The sequence below is a fragment of the Myroides sp. JBRI-B21084 genome, from assembly GCF_030545015.1.
GTDB lineage: Bacteria > Bacteroidota > Bacteroidia > Flavobacteriales > Flavobacteriaceae > Flavobacterium.
Genome location: NZ_CP120653.1, coordinates 1,172,798 through 1,190,195, shown reverse-complemented (window position 1 = coordinate 1,190,195; position 17,398 = coordinate 1,172,798). Strand labels below are relative to the sequence as shown.

Genomic DNA, 17,398 nt, shown 5'->3' with positions numbered 1-17,398 from the left:
TTTGTGTAAAAATAAAGATTTTTATGCAGAATTAAAAGTGATATATTTTCATTACTTAATTATTTTACAGAATTTTATGTTTATTAATTGAAATTGAAACTTTTTTTAAATAATAAACTCGAAGGATTATTAAAAACAAAAAAAATCCTACCAAATATTGATAGGATTGTAACGTTTATTTTTCTATTTCTTTTAGCGATTCCATTTTTTTCATTGCTAAAAAACCTTTAATGTCTTCAAAATGTTCTTTAACACGTTTATTGCCAAATTCAAAAACTTTTTCGGCCAAACCATCAAGAAAATCTCTATCGTGCGATACTAATATTACAGTCCCTTCAAACTCATTCAAAGCTTCTTTTATAATATCTTTGGTTTTCATATCTAAATGGTTGGTTGGCTCATCTAAAATCAACACATTGTAAGGCTCTAAAAGCAATTTAATCATTGCTAAACGAGTTTTTTCACCACCAGAAAGTACTTTTACTTTTTTATCGATATCTTCGCCAGAGAACATAAAAGCACCTAAAATATTTTTAATTTGGGTACGAATATCACCTTCGGCAATACGGTCAATGGTTTCAAAAATGGTAAGGTTTTCATCAAGTAACGATGCCTGATTTTGAGCAAAATACCCAATTTTAGCATTGTGACCAATTTCTACAGTTCCCTGAAAATCAATTTCGTTCATAATTGCTTTAATCAAGGTAGACTTACCTTCGCCGTTTTTACCTACTAAAGCTACTTTCTGCCCGCGCTCTATAACCATATTGGCATCGTTAAAAACCACGTGTTCGTCGTACTTTTTAGTCAATTCTTTTACGATAATTGGATATTGCCCTGAACGTGCTGCTGGTGGAAATTTTAATCGCAATGCCGAAGTATCTACTTCATCAACTTCAACCAAAACCAATTTTTCTAACATACGCACGCGCGATTGAACTTGTTCGGTTTTAGAAAAAGTTCCTCTAAATCGTTCAATAAACGCTTTGTTTTCGGCAATAAACTTTTGTTGTTCTTCGTATGCTTTTTGTTGGTGAATTCTACGGTCTTGACGCAAAACTAAGTAATCGGTATATTTTGCTTTGTAATCGTAAATTCTACCCATAGTTACTTCTATAGTGCGGTTGGTAATATTATCAACAAAAGCACGGTCGTGCGAAATTACCATAACAGCCTTAGCCGAATTTACCAAGAAATCCTCTAACCATTGAATCGATTCAATATCCAAGTGGTTGGTTGGCTCATCTAGTAAAATTAAATCAGGTTTGCGCAATAAAATTTTAGCCAACTCAATACGCATACGCCATCCACCTGAAAATTCAGAAGTTGGGCGGTCTAAATCTTCTTGCGAAAAGCCCATTCCTTTTAAAACTTTTTCAACTTCGGCTTCGTAATTTACTTCTTCAATAGAATAAAATTTTTCGCTTAATTCCGAAACGCGTTCAATTAGTTTCATATAAGCATCACTTTCGTAATCGGTGCGCACGGTAAGTTGTTCGTTTAACTCATCGATTTCGTTTTTCATCGAAAAGATTTCCTTAAACGCTTTTGCAGCTTCTTCGCGCACGGTGCTGTCGTCTTGCGTTAATAAATGTTGCGGTAAATAGGCAATTACGGCATCTTTAGGTGCTGCAACATTCCCTAACGACGGTTTATTGATGCCTGCTACAATTTTTAATAAAGTAGATTTTCCTGCACCGTTTTTACCCATTAATGCAATTTTATCGTTTTCGTTAATTGCAAAACTTACACCACTAAATAAGGTGGTTGCGCCAAAATTTACGGCTATATCGTTTACTGTAATCATTTCTTTAAAATAAGTTGTGCAAAGATAAAATAAGATGTGATAAAAAAAAGCTAACGGTTAGTTAGCTTTTGGAATTATTGTATTAATGAATCGTGTTGAATATTTTTGGACTGAATGTAATTCTATTAAAAAAAGTAATGAATCGGATGTTTGGGTTATAATTTTATTTAGTGTATTCTATGTCAAGATCATCTTGCCCATCTCCATACATTATCACAGGATAACCGTCTTTATTATATTTATAGTTATAATTAAAAGTATTTTGAGTGCTTGAATTATTTACTGACTTAGACATATTATTAAAAAGTGAATTTTGTGGTCTTGTATAAATAACAGAATAAAAAGCCCATTGTGGCATATTTACATTTTTAAATATGCCATTAGTATTAGCGTAATAACTATAATTTCCTTCCCAATTCCCTACCTTTATTTTTATAAGATTATTGTTGCTGTCGTAAAAATATTCTCTTTTTGTTCCGTTATCAAGAAGATCTTCAAGTAATATACCATTATTATCTATTTTCAATATGGCATATCCTTTTAAATTACCTTTAGAAGTTGTATAATCATACCGGACTTCATTGGTAGAGTATTTAAATGTATAAAATATTGTGTCCTTAACTGGCCAATCGCCTATACTTTTCATTCCTAAAAGTGTGTCGTTAGAATAATTAAATGTGATATCTTCCCAATAATAATTATCTAATTTTTTACTGTGCAGAATGATTCTATTTTTATCATCATACTTAAAGGTTTCATATCTTTTGTAGTCCCTTGTTATTCTTGTAGGTAAAATAGCTGTAGTAGTATTACCACCGCCTCCGTTGTTTCCACCTCCGTTAGTACCGTTTGGCGCAACACTATCCTCTCCACCACAACTTTGCAGACTCATAAAACTACTTGCTATTAAAGCAACAAGTAAAAGTTTTTTCATTGATTAAAAGTTTAAAAATTTTGATAAATTAAATATTTACAACAAAAAAACTATTATTAATTAACAAATCCAAACTTTTGAATTTTGCAATTCATTAACCTAAACTCCAAAAATGTAGTTAAAAAAAACATGGTGTTTCATAAATCATACTTTTTACAATTATTAACCATCAATTTTCATTAACTTTGTTACTTATTTTTGATTAACTTATATGGAATCGGTTTTAGATACAAACAAACCGGCTACTGGTAAACCAAAATGGTTACGCGTTAAATTACCAACCGGCAAAAAATATACAGAATTACGTGGTTTAGTTGATAAATACAAACTACACACTATTTGTACATCGGGCAGTTGCCCAAATATGGGCGAATGTTGGGGCGAAGGTACCGCTACCTTTATGATTTTAGGAAACATTTGTACCCGTTCATGTGGTTTTTGCGGTGTTAAAACAGGCCGACCAGAAACGGTAGATTGGGACGAACCCGAAAAAGTAGCACGCTCTATTAAATTAATGAATATTAAACATGCCGTAATTACATCGGTAGATCGCGATGATTTAAAAGACGGCGGTTCTATTATTTGGGCCGAAACGGTTAAAGCGGTTCGCAGAATGAGTCCAGGAACTACTATGGAAACTTTAATACCAGATTTTCAAGGAATTGAAAGAAACATAGACCGTATTTTAGAAGTAGCGCCAGAAGTTATTTCACATAACATGGAAACCGTTCGCCGTTTAACTCGTGAAGTGCGTATTCAAGCAAAATACGACAGAAGTCTAGAAGTTTTACGTTATTTAAAAGCAAACGGAGCTAAACGAACCAAATCTGGAATTATGTTAGGCTTGGGCGAAACTGAAGAAGAAGTAATCCAAACTATGCACGATTTGCGAAATGTTGGTTTAGATGTTTTAACTATCGGTCAATATTTACAGCCAAGTAAAAAACATTTACCTGTAAAAGAGTTTATTACGCCAGATCAGTTTAAAAAATACGAAGAAATAGGTTTAAAACTTGGTTTCCGTCATGTTGAAAGTGGCGCTTTAGTTCGCTCATCATACAAAGCACAAAAACATATTTTGTAAAATTTAAAGGTCGTTCGTAAAGGAACGACCTACTTATTTTCTATTAAAATTATGAAAATAAAAATTGCTATAAACGGATTTGGGCGCATTGGGCGAAACCTTTTTCGTTTACTAATGAATCATCCGCAAATTGAAGTGGTTGCTATTAACGATTTAGCCGATATCGCTACCATGGCACATTTGTTAAAATACGATAGTGTTCATGGTAAATTGGCTGCAAAGGTTTCGCACAACGAAAATCAATTAATTATAAATGAATCAAAAATTGATTTTCTGCATGAAAAAGAGCTTTCCAATTTAAATTGGAAACCCTATAATCTTGATTTTGTAATTGAAGCAACCGGAAAACACAAAACCGCAGACTTATTGCAACTTCATATAAAAAACGGAGCAAAACGTGTAGTTCTTTCGGTTCCACCAGACGATAACGAAATTAAAACCGTTGTTTTAGGTGTAAACGAACATATTTTAAATGGAACAGAATTAATTGTATCAAATGCCAGTTGTACTACCAACAATGCAGCGCCAATGCTTAAAGTAATTAATGAGTTGTGTGGTTTAGAAAAGGCATTTATTACAACGGTGCATTCTTACACTACCGATCAAAGTTTACACGATCAACCCCATAAAGATTTACGTAGAGCACGTGCTGCAGCACAATCAATCATACCTACAACAACAGGCGCTGCTAAAGCATTGACAAAAATTTTTCCTGAATTTGACGGAAAAATTGGCGGAGGCGGTATACGTGTTCCTGTTCCCGATGGTTCGTTAACCGATATTACTTGTTATGTAAATAGAGACGTATCGATAGAAGAAATAAATTTAGCGTTTAAATATGCTTCTGAAAATCAATTGAAAGGAATAATTGAATATACTGAAGACCCAATTGTTTCTGTTGATGTTTTAGAAAACACCCATTCTTGTTTATTTGATGCGCAGTTAACTACTGTTTTAGGAAGAATGGTTAAAATAGTAGGTTGGTACGATAACGAAATTGGATATTCTGCCCGATTGATTGATTTAATTCAATTTCTTACAAAAAACAAACAGAATTAATATATTTGCCACAAAATAATAGATATACTCCATGAAAACATTAGAGCAATTAAAACAACGAAGCAATAACGAATGTGAATTGTGTGCAGCAACCCAACAATTATCAATATATGATGTACCCCCAACTGCAAGCAACTTACCAAATCGTGAAATTTTAGCATGTGAAACCTGCTTAAATCAAATTGAAAAAAAGGAAGAATTAAACGCGAATCATTGGCAATGTTTATCAACTGCTATGTGGAACGAAAATTTACCTGTACAAGTGGTAAGCTGGCGTATGCTAAATCGTTTTAGAAACGAAAGTTGGGCTGCCGATTTGCTAGATATGATGTATTTAGACGACGAAACTTTAGCATGGGCGAAACAAACAGGTGATCATGAAGGCGATGGAAGTATTGATTTACACAAAGATTGCAACGGTAATATTTTAGTTGGAGGCGATACTGTTACGCTTATTAAAGATTTAGATGTAAAAGGATCTACTTTAAATGCTAAAATTGGTACTGCTGTACGAAATATTCGTTTGGTACACGATAATACAGAACAAATTGAGGGAAAAATCGATGGCCAACAAATTGTTATTCTTACAAAATATGTAAAAAAACAAATGTAAAACCATTAATAATTAAATTTTTTAAGATGCTTTTGTTAAAATAGCATCTTTTTTTATGTTTAACATTTTTTGGCACAACATTTGGTTTTAAATAAATAACAAAACAATTTATTCAAACTATTAAAACAAAAATTTGCCATGAAAACGTTAATCACCCTAGCACTACTAGCAGTTACAACAATTGCAAGTGCGCAACACAAACACCACAATAGACATCATAACGACCATGATAATGGACGACACAATGGACATTACAAAAAACACTATAAACACCAAAAGCATTACGCCGAACGTAGAAAATACGATAACCACCGCGATTGCCATTATTATGTTGCCCGTGAAATGAACCGTTACGAATTTTTACGTTTAAACCGTGCACAACGTTCGCAATTACAAGTTTCGCTAAATTTTTTAATCTCTAACGATTACGGCCCAAGAGATTACGAATACCGTTTACGTGGCGATATGCGTAGAATTTTAACGCGTGATCAATACCATTTATGGGAGCGTCGGGCTTACGCAGGTGGCGGCAATACTTTTGTATTTAACTTTAATAGATAATTCACTTTAAATACTTCCAATAAAAACGAAAACCTCCGATTTGAAAATACAAATCGGAGGTTTTTAAATATTATAAATAGTAAATTATCTAGTAAATAACAATTCGCGGTATTTTGTTAATGTCCACAATTCGTTATCAACCATTAACTCTAATTTATCTGCATGGTAACGAATTTCATCAAAGTAAGGTTTAACGTTATCGCAATACGCATGTGCCATTTCCTCTAACGATGCTAACGCATTTGCATCTTTACGCGCATCCATCATAGCGTGTAACTTTGCGTTTAATTCGTTTATGTGCATCGAAATTTTCTTTAAAATAATAATTTGTTCTGTAGCAAATTCTTCGTATTCAGCACCAAAAATTTCTTTTAAACCCTTAATATTTTCAATTAATAAATTTTGGTATTTAAAAGTAGTTGGTATAATGTGGTTGCGCACAATATCACCTAAAACACGACCTTCAATTTGAACTTTTTTAATGTATTCTTCTAATTCAATTTCGTAACGCGCTTCAACTTCTGTGTGGTTCATTACGTTTAATTCAGCAAAAACATCTAATGCTTTTTTAGAAACTTTTGCTTTTAATGCTGCAGGTGTTGTTTTATGGTTAGATAACCCACGGCGTGCCGCTTCTTCTTCCCATTCTTTGCTGTACCCATCGCCTTCAAACAAAATATGTTTTGTTTGCTTAATATATTCGCGTAAAACATTAAAAATAGCTTCGTCTTTTTTCAAGCCATCTTTTTCAACTAATGTTTCAACTTCTTTTCTAAAATCATTTAACTGTTTAGCAACAATAGTGTTTAAAGTTGTCATTGAAGTAGCACAGTTTGCTGTTGAACCAACTGCACGGAATTCAAATTTATTACCTGTAAAAGCAAACGGTGATGTACGGTTACGATCGGTATTATCTAACAATACATCTGGAATTTTTCCAACAACGTTTAATTTTAAATCGGTTTTTTCTTCTGGTGATAATTTACCAGTTGAAACACCTTCTAAATCTTCTAAAACTTTAGTTAATTGTTGGCCAATAAAGATTGAAATAATTGCAGGTGGCGCTTCGTTTGCACCCAAACGATGGTCGTTTGATGCCGATGCAATAGATGCACGTAACAACTCTTCATAAATAGCAACTGCTTTAATAGTGTTTATAAAAAACGTTAAAAACTGCAAGTTACTGTTTGGTGTTTTACCTGGCGCTAATAAATTTACACCTGTATCTGTAGCTAACGACCAGTTGTTGTGTTTACCTGAACCGTTTACCCCTTTAAATGGTTTTTCGTGAAACAACACTTTAAAATGGTGACGTTCTGCAACTTTTTGCATAACATCCATTAATAATGAATTGTGATCTACCGCTAAGTTGGTTTCTTCAAAAATTGGGGCTAACTCAAATTGGTTAGGTGCAACTTCGTTATGACGTGTTTTTACTGGAATTCCTAACAACATACATTCGTTTTCTAAATCGCGCATGTAGTTTAAAACTCTAGTTGGTATCGATCCAAAATAATGGTCTTCTAATTGCTGACCTTTAGCTGAAACGTGTCCTAATAATGTTCTACCAGTTTGTAAAATATCTGGGCGTGAAGCAGCTAATGCGTCATCAATTAAAAAATATTCTTGTTCCCAACCTAAAGTTGGTGTTACTTTTTTTACGTTTTTGTCAAAGAATTTTGCAACTTCTGTTGCAGCTTCGTCAATTGCAGATAAAGCTCTTAATAAAGGTGCTTTGTTATCTAACGCTTCACCTGTGTACGATACAAATACGGTTGGAATACATAAAGTTGTACCAAAAATAAATGCCGGCGATGTTGGATCCCAAGCGGTATAACCACGTGCTTCAAAAGTATTTCTAATACCTCCGTTAGGAAAAGAAGACGCATCTGGTTCTTGTTGAACTAATTGCGAACCTCCAAATTTTTCTACTGGATCTGACCCATCGAAAGAAGTTTCAAAAAAAGCATCGTGTTTTTCTGCAGTTGTACCCGTTAAAGGCTGAAACCAGTGTGTATAATGTGTTACACCTTTGGTCATTGCCCATTCTTTCATACCTAAGGCAATATAATCGGCCATTTTACGGTCGATTTTCACACCAAAATCCATTGCTGAACGAACCGCTTTGTATGCTTCAGGCGTTAAATGCTGACGCATAGCTTTATCATTAAACACATTGCTACCAAAAATTTCTGATTTTTTACCTATTTCAGCTACTGCTACAGCTGGACGGTTACTTGCTGCTTTTAAAGCTTCAAAACGAAAAGTTGCCATATTTTTTTATTGTGTAGTTATACCATGCAAAAATACAAAAAAATACATACAAAAATAAAACACCCCCTAAAATTTAGGGGGTGCATCACAAACATTTGTATTATTTCTTTAAATTCAAGGTTTTTATTGGTGCATTTTCTAATCCTAATGCCGAAATTGTCGCATTGTAATCACTATAATTCATTTTTTGAGCAAAACCTCCTGGTACAATTACCACTCTAAATGTTTGGCGGTATACAAATTCGTTATACTCTGCACTTGATAATTGGCTTAAAGGAAAATTTGCCGAAAAATATACTTTAACATCATATCTTGTAAAATCGTAATCGTATTTAACAACATCGCTACCACCAAGACTATAAGTAACTGGAACTAACGTCCAAGAATTTCCTTGCCATCTGTAAACTAAAACATTATCACTATCATATATAGGTGTGGTAAAATTCCAAGTTGCAGAATAGGTATAATCATCTTCTATGGTACTTAAAGTTTCATTTGGCAATTCAAAAACTTGTGAATTGTTTGCATAACTATCGTCGTAATATTCTTCTATGGTACAACTTTGTAAAGTTGCTAATCCTATAAAAGCGGCTAAAAGTAGGGTAATCTTTTTCATGATGTATGTTTTTTAATTTTTGTTTGTATAAACTTAAATTCATTAATCGTGCCAAAAATGAATTAACAAGTAACAAATTTGTATTTTTGAGTAAATTTTTTAATTTATATGGAACACATTTTTTTTAAAGGCCAGGTTTTATGGAGCATGATAGATGCCAACCGACATTTAAGACATTCTGCTTACAGTGATTTGTGCACACAAGCACGTAACAATTTAATGGTTGAATTAGGTTTATCGGTAAACGAATGTGCTGCGTATGGTGTTGCTCCTATACTTTTTAGAGAAGAAACTATTTTTCATAAAGAGGTAAAAATGGACGAAGAAGTGTTTATTGCTGTTGAAATGACTAAACACAACAGACAAAACAACCGTTTTTCTATTACACATTTTGTTTATAAAGCTAATGGTACTAAATGTGCAACTGTAAATGTAGATGGTGCTTGGTTTAATTTAGAAACCAGAAAATTAACAGCGTTGCCCGAAATTGTTGCTGCATTGATTAACAAAATTCCTAAAAACGAAAATTTTGTTGAAGAATAATAAAATACCCCAAAAAATAATTACTTTTTGGGGTATGTATTTTAAAATTTATTTTCTGTAAACTTCAATAACTTCATCTAAACTTCCATTACCGTCTACATCAATCATTCTTTTTAATTGTAAACGCGATGCTGAATTTTCTACAATAGTTCCACCTTGAAAAAAGCTAGAACCATACAGTTTTAATTCGTTGTTTAATACATTGTACGATCCGTAAAATTTAGTAACCGGACAAGGTGCTACTGGTGAATTTTTTGCAGTGGTATCATCTTCATAAAAATCGGCAATTTCAAACGTATTAAAAGCATTTAACTGCAAATAATCGTTACCACAACTAGTATTGCCTACATAAGCTATACTTTCGCCATTAACTACAACTGCTTCAGGAAACCATTTTCCTTCTAACTTATTTACTTCATCATCGTTGTTATCGCATGCAACAAATGAAAGCCCTAAAAATAATGCAACAATAATTTTTTTCATAAATTTTTATATTAAAACTCCTAAATAGTTTTGTGGAGTTATTTGTTTTAATTCGTCTTTAACTTGCGAAGAAACATTTAATGTATCAATAAATGCATGAATTGATTTTTGGTTGATTACATCGTTCGTACGTGTTAAATCTTTTAAAGCTTCGTATGGGTTAGGATACGCTTCTCTTCGCAAAATAGTTTGAATAGCTTCGGCAACAACAGCCCAGTTGTTTTCAAGATCTTCAATAAATTTAGCTTCGTTTAAAAGCAATTTGTTTAAGCCTTTTAAAGTAGCTTCAAAAGCAATAATAGTATGCCCAAAAGGAACGCCAATATTACGTAATACAGTACTATCGGTTAAATCGCGTTGTAAACGTGAAATAGGTAATTTGGCAGCTAAATGTTCAAAAATAGCGTTAGCAATACCTAAATTTCCTTCAGAATTTTCAAAATCAATTGGGTTAACTTTGTGTGGCATAGCCGATGAACCTACTTCGCCTGCTTTAATTTTTTGCTTAAAATACTCCATTGAAACGTAAGTCCAAACATCACGATCTAAATCTATAATAATGTTATTAATACGTTTTAAAGCATCGCAAAAAGCTGCAAAATGGTCGTAATGTTCTATTTGTGTAGTTGGAAACGAATGTTTTAAGCCCAACACGTTTTCAACAAAATTTTCACCAAAAGCTTGCCAATCATTTGTTGGATACGCCACTTTATGCGCATTAAAATTACCAGTTGCACCGCCAAATTTTGCTGCAAAAGGAATGTTGTTTAACAAACGTAATTGTTCTTCTAAGCGCACCACAAAAACCAAAATTTCTTTACCTAAACGCGTTGGCGATGCCGGTTGCCCGTGCGTGCGTGCCAACATAGGAATATCTTTCCATTCAACACTTAATTCTTTTAATTTGTTGATTAATTGAATAAATGTAGGCATATACACTTTTTCAAATGCATGTTTGGTAGATAAAGGTATTGCAGTGTTATTAATATCTTGAGAAGTTAATCCAAAGTGAATAAACTCTTTATAATCTTGTAAGCCTAATTGATCAAATTTATGTTTTATAAAATACTCAACCGCTTTTACATCGTGGTTGGTCGTTTTTTCTGTATTTTTGATCCAAAGTGCATCTTCGGTAGAAAAATCATTATAAATTTTGCGTAATTCAGCAAATAAGTCTTTAGAAACGTTTGCAACTTGTGGCAAAGGCAATTGGCACAATGCAATAAAGTATTCAACTTCTACTAAAACGCGGTATTTTATAAGTGCTTCTTCTGAAAAAAAATCTGCTAAAGGAGCTGTTTTTGCTCTGTAACGACCATCGATTGGCGAAATTGCATTTAATTCTGTTAACATAAATATTCCCAATTTTTAAAGCTACAAATATACAGAGGTTTTATAGTTTAAAAAAACTTATTTTGAATTGAATTAAACAAAAAGAGAAGCATTTCTGCTTCTCTTTTACTTTATGATTTACTCCATTCTAAAATTGAGTTTCGATTCATTTTAATGTAATCTTCGTTACCTGCTTTTTCAGAAAGTTCTAATGATTTTTTAGCGGTTTCAACAGCTCCTTTTTTATCGCCATTTGCAGCCTGAATTAATGATTTTTGACGCAACATATAAAAAGGTGCTTCGCCATTTTGCATTGTAATTGATTTATTTACGTATTCTAACGCTTTTTTAATATCGGTATTTGTGTTAAATAAATACACACCTGCCGCATAATAATCGTTAGCTTTAGCAGCATCGTTTAAATTTGTGTTGATGCTTTCCATTGCAATTTTGTGCGTAGGAACAGTAAACGGAATTTGAATTAAGGTTTTTTCCCAAGATAAATCAATGGTACCTTGTTCGTTATTTTTTGGCGATACGTTAATAGTTAAATACTCTACATCGTGTGGTAAAGCATAAGGTTTAACCGAAGTTTTTAAAACCACGTCGCTATCGTTCCAAGTTTTAGGTAAGCCCCAGTTATCGGTAGTTTTGTATAACACAACATCCCACATTTCAGCTTTAGGAATTGTGTATAACGCATACTTACCAGGTTGAACCGCCATACCATTAATTTCAACTTGCGTATTAAATTCAATAGTTGTGTTTTGGTTTGCGCCCGTACGCCATACTTTACCATAAGGCACTAAATCGCCAAAAACCAAACGTCCTTTTTTAGCCGGACGAAAATAGTTAATGTCAAAATCGGTTAAACCAACCACTTGTTCTACTTCGGCTTTTAAGCTTGCTTGTGGTGTTTTAATTTGTGCATTTGCTTGTATGGCTACAAACATTGCTGCTACTAATACTAACTTTTTCATACGTTTATTTTATTTTGAATAGTTGTTAACTCCTTCTTTTAACCAATTTTCATATTCAGTAACTTCGGGTGTGTACCCAACTGGCGTGTTTAAAGAATTTCCTTCGTTATCTAAAACAATGTAGTAAGGTTGTGCGTTTGCTTGGTATTTTTCAATTTGAAAATCGCTCCATTTGTTCCCCACTGTCTTAATTTTTTTACCTGTTGTTTTAGATACATATTGTTCTGCTTGTGGCAATTCTTTTTTCTCATCAACATATAAAGATATCAAAACAACATCTTCATTTAATATTTTTAAAACATTGGTTTCAGACCACACATTTTCTTCCATTTTTCTACAGTTAACACACGCATGGCCTGTAAAATCTAATAAAACAGGTTTGTTAACTTCTTTAGCATAAGCCATACCTTTTTCGTAATCTGTAAAAGTGATGATACCTTGTGGACCTTCTTTAGCACCATTAGGTATTGCTGAAACAGAGCCTGCACCTCCTTTTGAATTTCCTACACCATACGGACTTTCAGAATATGTCATTGGCGGTGGAAAACCAGAGATTAATTTTAAAGGCGCACCCCATAATCCTGGAATTAAATAGATTGTAAAAGTTGATACTAACAACGCCATAAACAACCTACCTACCGAAATTTTTTCGATTTTAGAATCGTGTGGCAATTGTACTTTTCCAAACAAATAAATAGCCCATGCAGCAAATACAGCAATCCAAATAGCTAAAAACACCTCGCGTTCTAACCAATGTTTTTGTAAAACCAAATCGGCGTTTGATAAAAACTTAAATGCTAAAGCCAATTCTAAAAATCCTAAAGAAACTTTAACAGTATTCATCCATCCACCTGAACGTGGCATTGAATTTAACCAACCTGGGAACATGGCAAATAACATAAACGGTAATGCCAATGCTAATGAAAAGCCAAACATACCAATTAAAGGAGCTGTTCCGCCTTTAGATGCTGCTTCTACCAACAAGGTTCCAACAATTGGTCCGGTACATGAAAACGATACAATTGCCAATGCTAAAGCCATAAAAAAGATACCAATCATACCGCCACGGTCTGCTTGACGATCAACCTTATTAGCCCATGAGTTTGGCAACATAATTTCAAAAGCACCTAAGAACGATGATGCAAATACAATTAATAAAACAAAAAATACAATATTAAACCATATGTTTGTTGATAAGGCATTTAACGCATCGGCACCAAATATTTTAGTTACAATTAAACCTAATAAAACGTAAATAATAATGATTGATAACCCATAAATAATTGCGTTTTTAATACCTTTTGCACGCGATTTGCTTTGTTTTGTAAAGAAACTTACCGTCATAGGTATCATTGGAAACACACATGGTGTTAACAATGCTGCAAAACCTGAAAAAAATGCAATGATGAAAATAGACCACAATCCTTTTTTTTCATGCTTAGAAGTTGCCGATTTTGCTGGCACTTCTTTTATTTTATTAATGGTATCGTTTTTTACAGGTGTAACTGCAGTTAAATTTTCAAAATTTTGAACTTCGGTAGCTGTTAATGTTTCTAAATCAAAAACAAAAAATTTGTTTAATTGAATACACATTTCAACACATGCTTGGTACGATAATTCTAACTGAATATTTTTAACCGCTGGGTTTGTAACTTTAATAGTGTGTGTAAAATGCGCTTCATTAGCAAAATAATATTCATCTACTTCAAAAATATCATTGAATTTTTTAGTGTATTCGCTTTCTTTTGCTTTACCTTGTGGTTCGTAATTACCTTTTGCGTTATTATAAATAAATTCTAACGGCAAGGCTCCACCTTCAGGAGTAAATTGAGAGTACATGTGCCACTCTTTTTCAATAGTAGCGTCTAACTTTATTTGATATTCTGTATCTGAAATTTTTTCGATACTTGATTTCCATTTAACTGGATCTTGTAATTGTTGTGAAAAGCCTAAACCAGTAACAAAAAGTACTAGTAAAGTGAGTAAATTTCTCATTGTTTTAACGTTATTATATGGTTTTGTTTACTGTTATTTAGTATTTTAAAACGATTGTCGGCACGCATACCCACAATCCAAATTATTTTATCATCGCCATTAACAAGAAGCCACGTGTTATCTTTTTCTATTTTAGATAGTTTTTCATCTTTAAAAAACTTTGATACTTTTTTAAAACCTTTCATACCAAAAGGTTGAAAAACATCGGCTGTATTTATTTTGCGTAAAACCAATGGCCATTTTAAAAGCTCCGAATTTACGAAAATAGTATCTTTATCTGTGTTAATTTCTGCGTTTTCTACCCTTAAAATTTTCATAAAAAAAGGAAGTTGCAAAACATCATTTTCATTTTTTATAAAAAAAACTGCTTTATTTATTAATTTTTCATCATAAATTAACAATTCATTGCGGTTTTTTAAAAGTGTATAATTATTATTTTTAATGAATTTACCTGTAGATGCAACGCAAATTTTTTCTATTTCGGTAGATGAAAAAAAACCGTAAGACATTAAAAATTGTACTAAATAGGCGGTTTTATTATTAAATTTTTGTAATTTATCTAAATCGATCTTTACAAAATCGGCTTCTTTTATAACACATTCATTTTCAAAATAAACCATAGCATCGTTTGCTAAGTGCTGCGTTTGCTTTAAAAAATGCAATGTGTTTTGAAAAGTTTGCAAAAATTGCTGATTTTCTTCCATTAAAACTGGCACTATTAAATGCCTAATTTTATTACGTAAGTATTTTGTTGTAGCGTTAGATTGGTCTTCCCTCCACTCTACTCCATTTTCAACTGCAAAATTTAAAATTTCATCACGAGAAAAAGGGAGCATCGGCCGTATTATTTGTTGGTTTTTTTCAGGAATTCCAACCAAACCATCAATACCCGTACCGCGAGTAAAATTAATTAGAAACGTTTCAACTTGATCGTTTAAATGGTGCGCAGTTGCTATAAACCGATAGTTATTAGTAGTACAAAGCTGCTTAAACCAATTATATCTTAGTTCGCGTGCTGCAATTTGTATGGAAACGTTTTTGCTTTTAACAACCTGCATGGTATCAAACCTTTTAACAAAGCAGGTAATGTTGTTTTTATTACAAAAATCTGTAACCAATTTTTCGTCTAAATCACTGTCGGCATCACGTAACTGAAAATTACAATGTGCAACAGCAAATTCTACTTTTAAATGAATAAACAATTGCAAAAGCACCATACTATCTACCCCACCACTAACAGCCAACAAGGTTTTGTTAGTAAAAACTTCGGGAAAAATTTGCGTTATATGTTGCTTAAATTGGTTTAACATTGTTGTAATACATTTTTCATTGCTTGTGCTTTTAACAAACACTCGTTGTATTCATCGGTTGCATTTGCATTAATTGTAATGGCGCTACCCACGCTAAACGATGCGTACTTTTGTTCATTATTATACAATATACTACGAATTACTACATTAAAATCAAAGTCGTTACTAGGTGTAAAATAACCAATGGCACCGCTGTAAACGCCGCGTTTGGATTGCTCTACCTCTTCGATAATTTTCATAGCCGATAATTTTGGAGCCCCCGTCATACTACCCATTGGAAAAGTAGATTTTATAATATCTACGGGGTTTTGATCTTCGGAAACCTCAGAAACTACAGTTGAAATCATTTGATGTACTTGTTTAAACGTATAAATACCAAACAATTCTTCTACTTGAACCGAAGCTTTTGTAGCAGTTTTAGACAAATCGTTCCGAACCAAATCTACAATCATTACATTTTCGGTTTGTTCTTTCTTGTTTTCAGCTAAATTTTGCTTTAAAAGTGTGTCTTCATCAGCTGTAATTCCGCGTTTTGCAGTTCCTTTAATAGGTTGCGAAATTACTTTTAAACCTTGCTTTTTTATGTATCTTTCGGGCGAAGCACTCATTACAAAATGCTTATTAAATTTAGCATAGCATGCAAAAGGCGGTTCGGAAATTTTGTTTAAGTTCCAAAATAATTCATTGGTGTTCAACGAAACATTTTCAGCATAAAATTCCATACAATAATTGGCTTCGTAAATATCGCCACGTTGAATGTGATTTATGATTCTTTGAAAACCATTTTCGTATTCTTTAAACTGAATTCTATTATTAATTCTTATTTGAGGTTGATGCGATTCAAATAGTTTAACAGCAGTAATTTCGCTAAAATCACTATCAATTTCATCATCGCACATTTTTAAATATTCAAAACGAACCGATTCTTCTTCAAAAAAAACGAGTTTTTTAGGTTGAAAAAAGAATAAATCAGGAAAATGTAATCCGTCAAAGTTATTCGATTGCAACTGTTCTACGTCGTTTTTTAAATCATAACTTAAATATCCAAAAAGCCAATCGTTGGTGTTTTTTTGATATTCTTTCAGTTTTTCAAACGCATTTTCGTAATCGGTTTGCAACAAAGTAAAAGCATCAAAAGCCAAAACAGCTTGGTGTGTGCTGTATTTGGCTTTGTGATTGTTTGATTCTAAAAAAACAACTTCGCGAAATTGTTGTGCCCACAAAAGCAATTGCTTTTTAAAATGTGAACAATTTTTTATTTGATACGTTTTAGAAAACCGTTGCATTAATTTTTTAAAATTATGTTTAGCTTATCTTCAATTTCCTTCAAGAAATCTTTATTTGTAATTTGTTGATTTTCTGTATTAAAATTTTCTGAAAAAGATGTAAACACATAACTTACAACTGCTTGACAACCAAAACGATTTACCATATTTTGTAGAATTTCATTGGCACTTAAACCACCGCGTTTACCGTTTGATGTACTTAAAATAAATACTTTTTTTCCGTACAAAAAGCTTTTATTTGCGCGTGATAACCAATCTAAAATATTTTTAAAAAACGCCGATAAATTGCTATTGTGTTCATTGGTAGCTATAAAAATATGTTCGTGAGTATTTATTTCACCTAATAACAATTCAATTCCTTTAGGTGATTTAATTTCACGTTCTAAATCTTCACTAAATAAAGGAATATCTAATGTTTTAAGATCAAGAAAAGTGTGGTTTATATTCAGTTCTTTTAAAACCGATTTTGTTAACTGTTCATTGATTGATTTTGATGAATTACTACCTACAAAAACTAACAT

General features: G+C 32.6%; 16 protein-coding genes. 5 read left to right on the top strand and 11 right to left on the bottom strand.

What is annotated here, in order from left to right; all coding sequences use genetic code 11:
• Positions 1-175 precede the first annotated feature (175 nt).
• A complete protein-coding gene (locus P3875_RS05850; RefSeq protein ID WP_303445345.1) occupies positions 176-1,807 on the bottom strand; it encodes an ABC-F family ATP-binding cassette domain-containing protein in 1,632 nt (543 codons plus the stop codon).
• A gap of 163 nt (positions 1,808-1,970) precedes the next feature.
• Complete coding sequence (locus tag P3875_RS05845; protein ID WP_303445344.1) at positions 1,971-2,741, bottom strand: hypothetical protein; 771 nt, start codon at positions 2,739-2,741, stop codon at positions 1,971-1,973.
• A 211-nt stretch (positions 2,742-2,952) separates the two neighbouring features.
• On the opposite strand from P3875_RS05845, the gene lipA reads away from it, so the two are divergent.
• The 4 genes from lipA to P3875_RS05825 all read left to right on the top strand — a co-directional run bounded on the left by lipA (position 2,953) and on the right by P3875_RS05825 (position 6,058).
• The gene (lipA, locus tag P3875_RS05840) at positions 2,953-3,825 is read left to right on the top strand and encodes a lipoyl synthase (RefSeq protein WP_303445343.1); all 873 of its coding nucleotides are present in this window, start codon (positions 2,953-2,955) and stop codon (positions 3,823-3,825) included.
• A 51-nt stretch (positions 3,826-3,876) separates the two neighbouring features.
• Positions 3,877-4,884: a type I glyceraldehyde-3-phosphate dehydrogenase gene (gene gap / locus P3875_RS05835; RefSeq protein ID WP_303445342.1), complete on the top strand. Its 1,008-nt coding sequence runs from the start codon at positions 3,877-3,879 to the stop codon at positions 4,882-4,884.
• 31 nt (positions 4,885-4,915) lie between these two features.
• On the top strand, positions 4,916-5,497 hold the full coding sequence (locus P3875_RS05830) for a PhnA domain-containing protein (RefSeq protein ID WP_303445341.1): 582 nt from the start codon (positions 4,916-4,918) through the stop codon (positions 5,495-5,497).
• Positions 5,498-5,635: 138 nt separating this feature from the next.
• On the top strand, positions 5,636-6,058 hold the full coding sequence (locus tag P3875_RS05825) for a hypothetical protein (protein ID WP_303445340.1): 423 nt from the start codon (positions 5,636-5,638) through the stop codon (positions 6,056-6,058).
• A gap of 84 nt (positions 6,059-6,142) precedes the next feature.
• Here P3875_RS05825 and P3875_RS05820 read toward each other — a convergent pair whose 3' ends face one another.
• Both P3875_RS05820 and P3875_RS05815 read right to left on the bottom strand, forming a co-directional pair.
• Complete coding sequence (locus P3875_RS05820; RefSeq protein ID WP_303445339.1) at positions 6,143-8,332, bottom strand: glutamine synthetase III family protein; 2,190 nt, start codon at positions 8,330-8,332, stop codon at positions 6,143-6,145.
• A 100-nt stretch (positions 8,333-8,432) separates the two neighbouring features.
• Entirely contained in the window at positions 8,433-8,948 is a 516-nt protein-coding gene (locus tag P3875_RS05815) for a hypothetical protein (RefSeq protein WP_303445338.1), read from the bottom strand.
• A gap of 108 nt (positions 8,949-9,056) precedes the next feature.
• Here P3875_RS05815 and P3875_RS05810 point away from each other — a divergent pair, with 108 nt between their 5' ends.
• Positions 9,057-9,491 carry an acyl-CoA thioesterase gene (locus P3875_RS05810; protein WP_303445337.1) on the top strand — a complete coding sequence of 145 codons (435 nt, stop codon included), beginning with the start codon at positions 9,057-9,059 and terminating at the stop codon, positions 9,489-9,491.
• Between the two features lie 48 nt (positions 9,492-9,539).
• Here P3875_RS05810 and P3875_RS05805 read toward each other — a convergent pair whose 3' ends face one another.
• The 7 genes from P3875_RS05805 to P3875_RS05775 form a co-directional block, all read right to left on the bottom strand.
• Positions 9,540-9,974: a hypothetical protein gene (locus P3875_RS05805; RefSeq protein WP_303445336.1), complete on the bottom strand. Its 435-nt coding sequence runs from the start codon at positions 9,972-9,974 to the stop codon at positions 9,540-9,542.
• Between the two features lie 6 nt (positions 9,975-9,980).
• Positions 9,981-11,327: an adenylosuccinate lyase gene (gene purB, locus P3875_RS05800; protein ID WP_303445335.1), complete on the bottom strand. Its 1,347-nt coding sequence runs from the start codon at positions 11,325-11,327 to the stop codon at positions 9,981-9,983.
• Between the two features lie 110 nt (positions 11,328-11,437).
• Positions 11,438-12,286, bottom strand: a complete 849-nt coding sequence (locus P3875_RS05795; RefSeq protein WP_303445334.1) for a DUF2911 domain-containing protein — start codon at positions 12,284-12,286, stop codon at positions 11,438-11,440.
• Positions 12,287-12,295: 9 nt separating this feature from the next.
• Positions 12,296-14,281: a protein-disulfide reductase DsbD family protein gene (locus P3875_RS05790; RefSeq protein ID WP_303445333.1), complete on the bottom strand. Its 1,986-nt coding sequence runs from the start codon at positions 14,279-14,281 to the stop codon at positions 12,296-12,298.
• Complete coding sequence (gene tilS, locus P3875_RS05785; protein WP_303445332.1) at positions 14,278-15,591, bottom strand: tRNA lysidine(34) synthetase TilS; 1,314 nt, start codon at positions 15,589-15,591, stop codon at positions 14,278-14,280. Before tilS ends, P3875_RS05790 begins: the two co-directional genes overlap by 4 nt.
• Complete coding sequence (locus P3875_RS05780; RefSeq protein WP_303445331.1) at positions 15,585-16,877, bottom strand: anthranilate synthase component I family protein; 1,293 nt, start codon at positions 16,875-16,877, stop codon at positions 15,585-15,587. Before P3875_RS05780 ends, tilS begins: the two co-directional genes overlap by 7 nt.
• Positions 16,877-17,398, bottom strand: coding sequence for an NADPH-dependent FMN reductase (locus P3875_RS05775; RefSeq protein WP_303445330.1), 522 nt, complete (start codon positions 17,396-17,398; stop codon positions 16,877-16,879). The genes P3875_RS05780 and P3875_RS05775 overlap by 1 nt, the downstream gene beginning before the upstream one ends.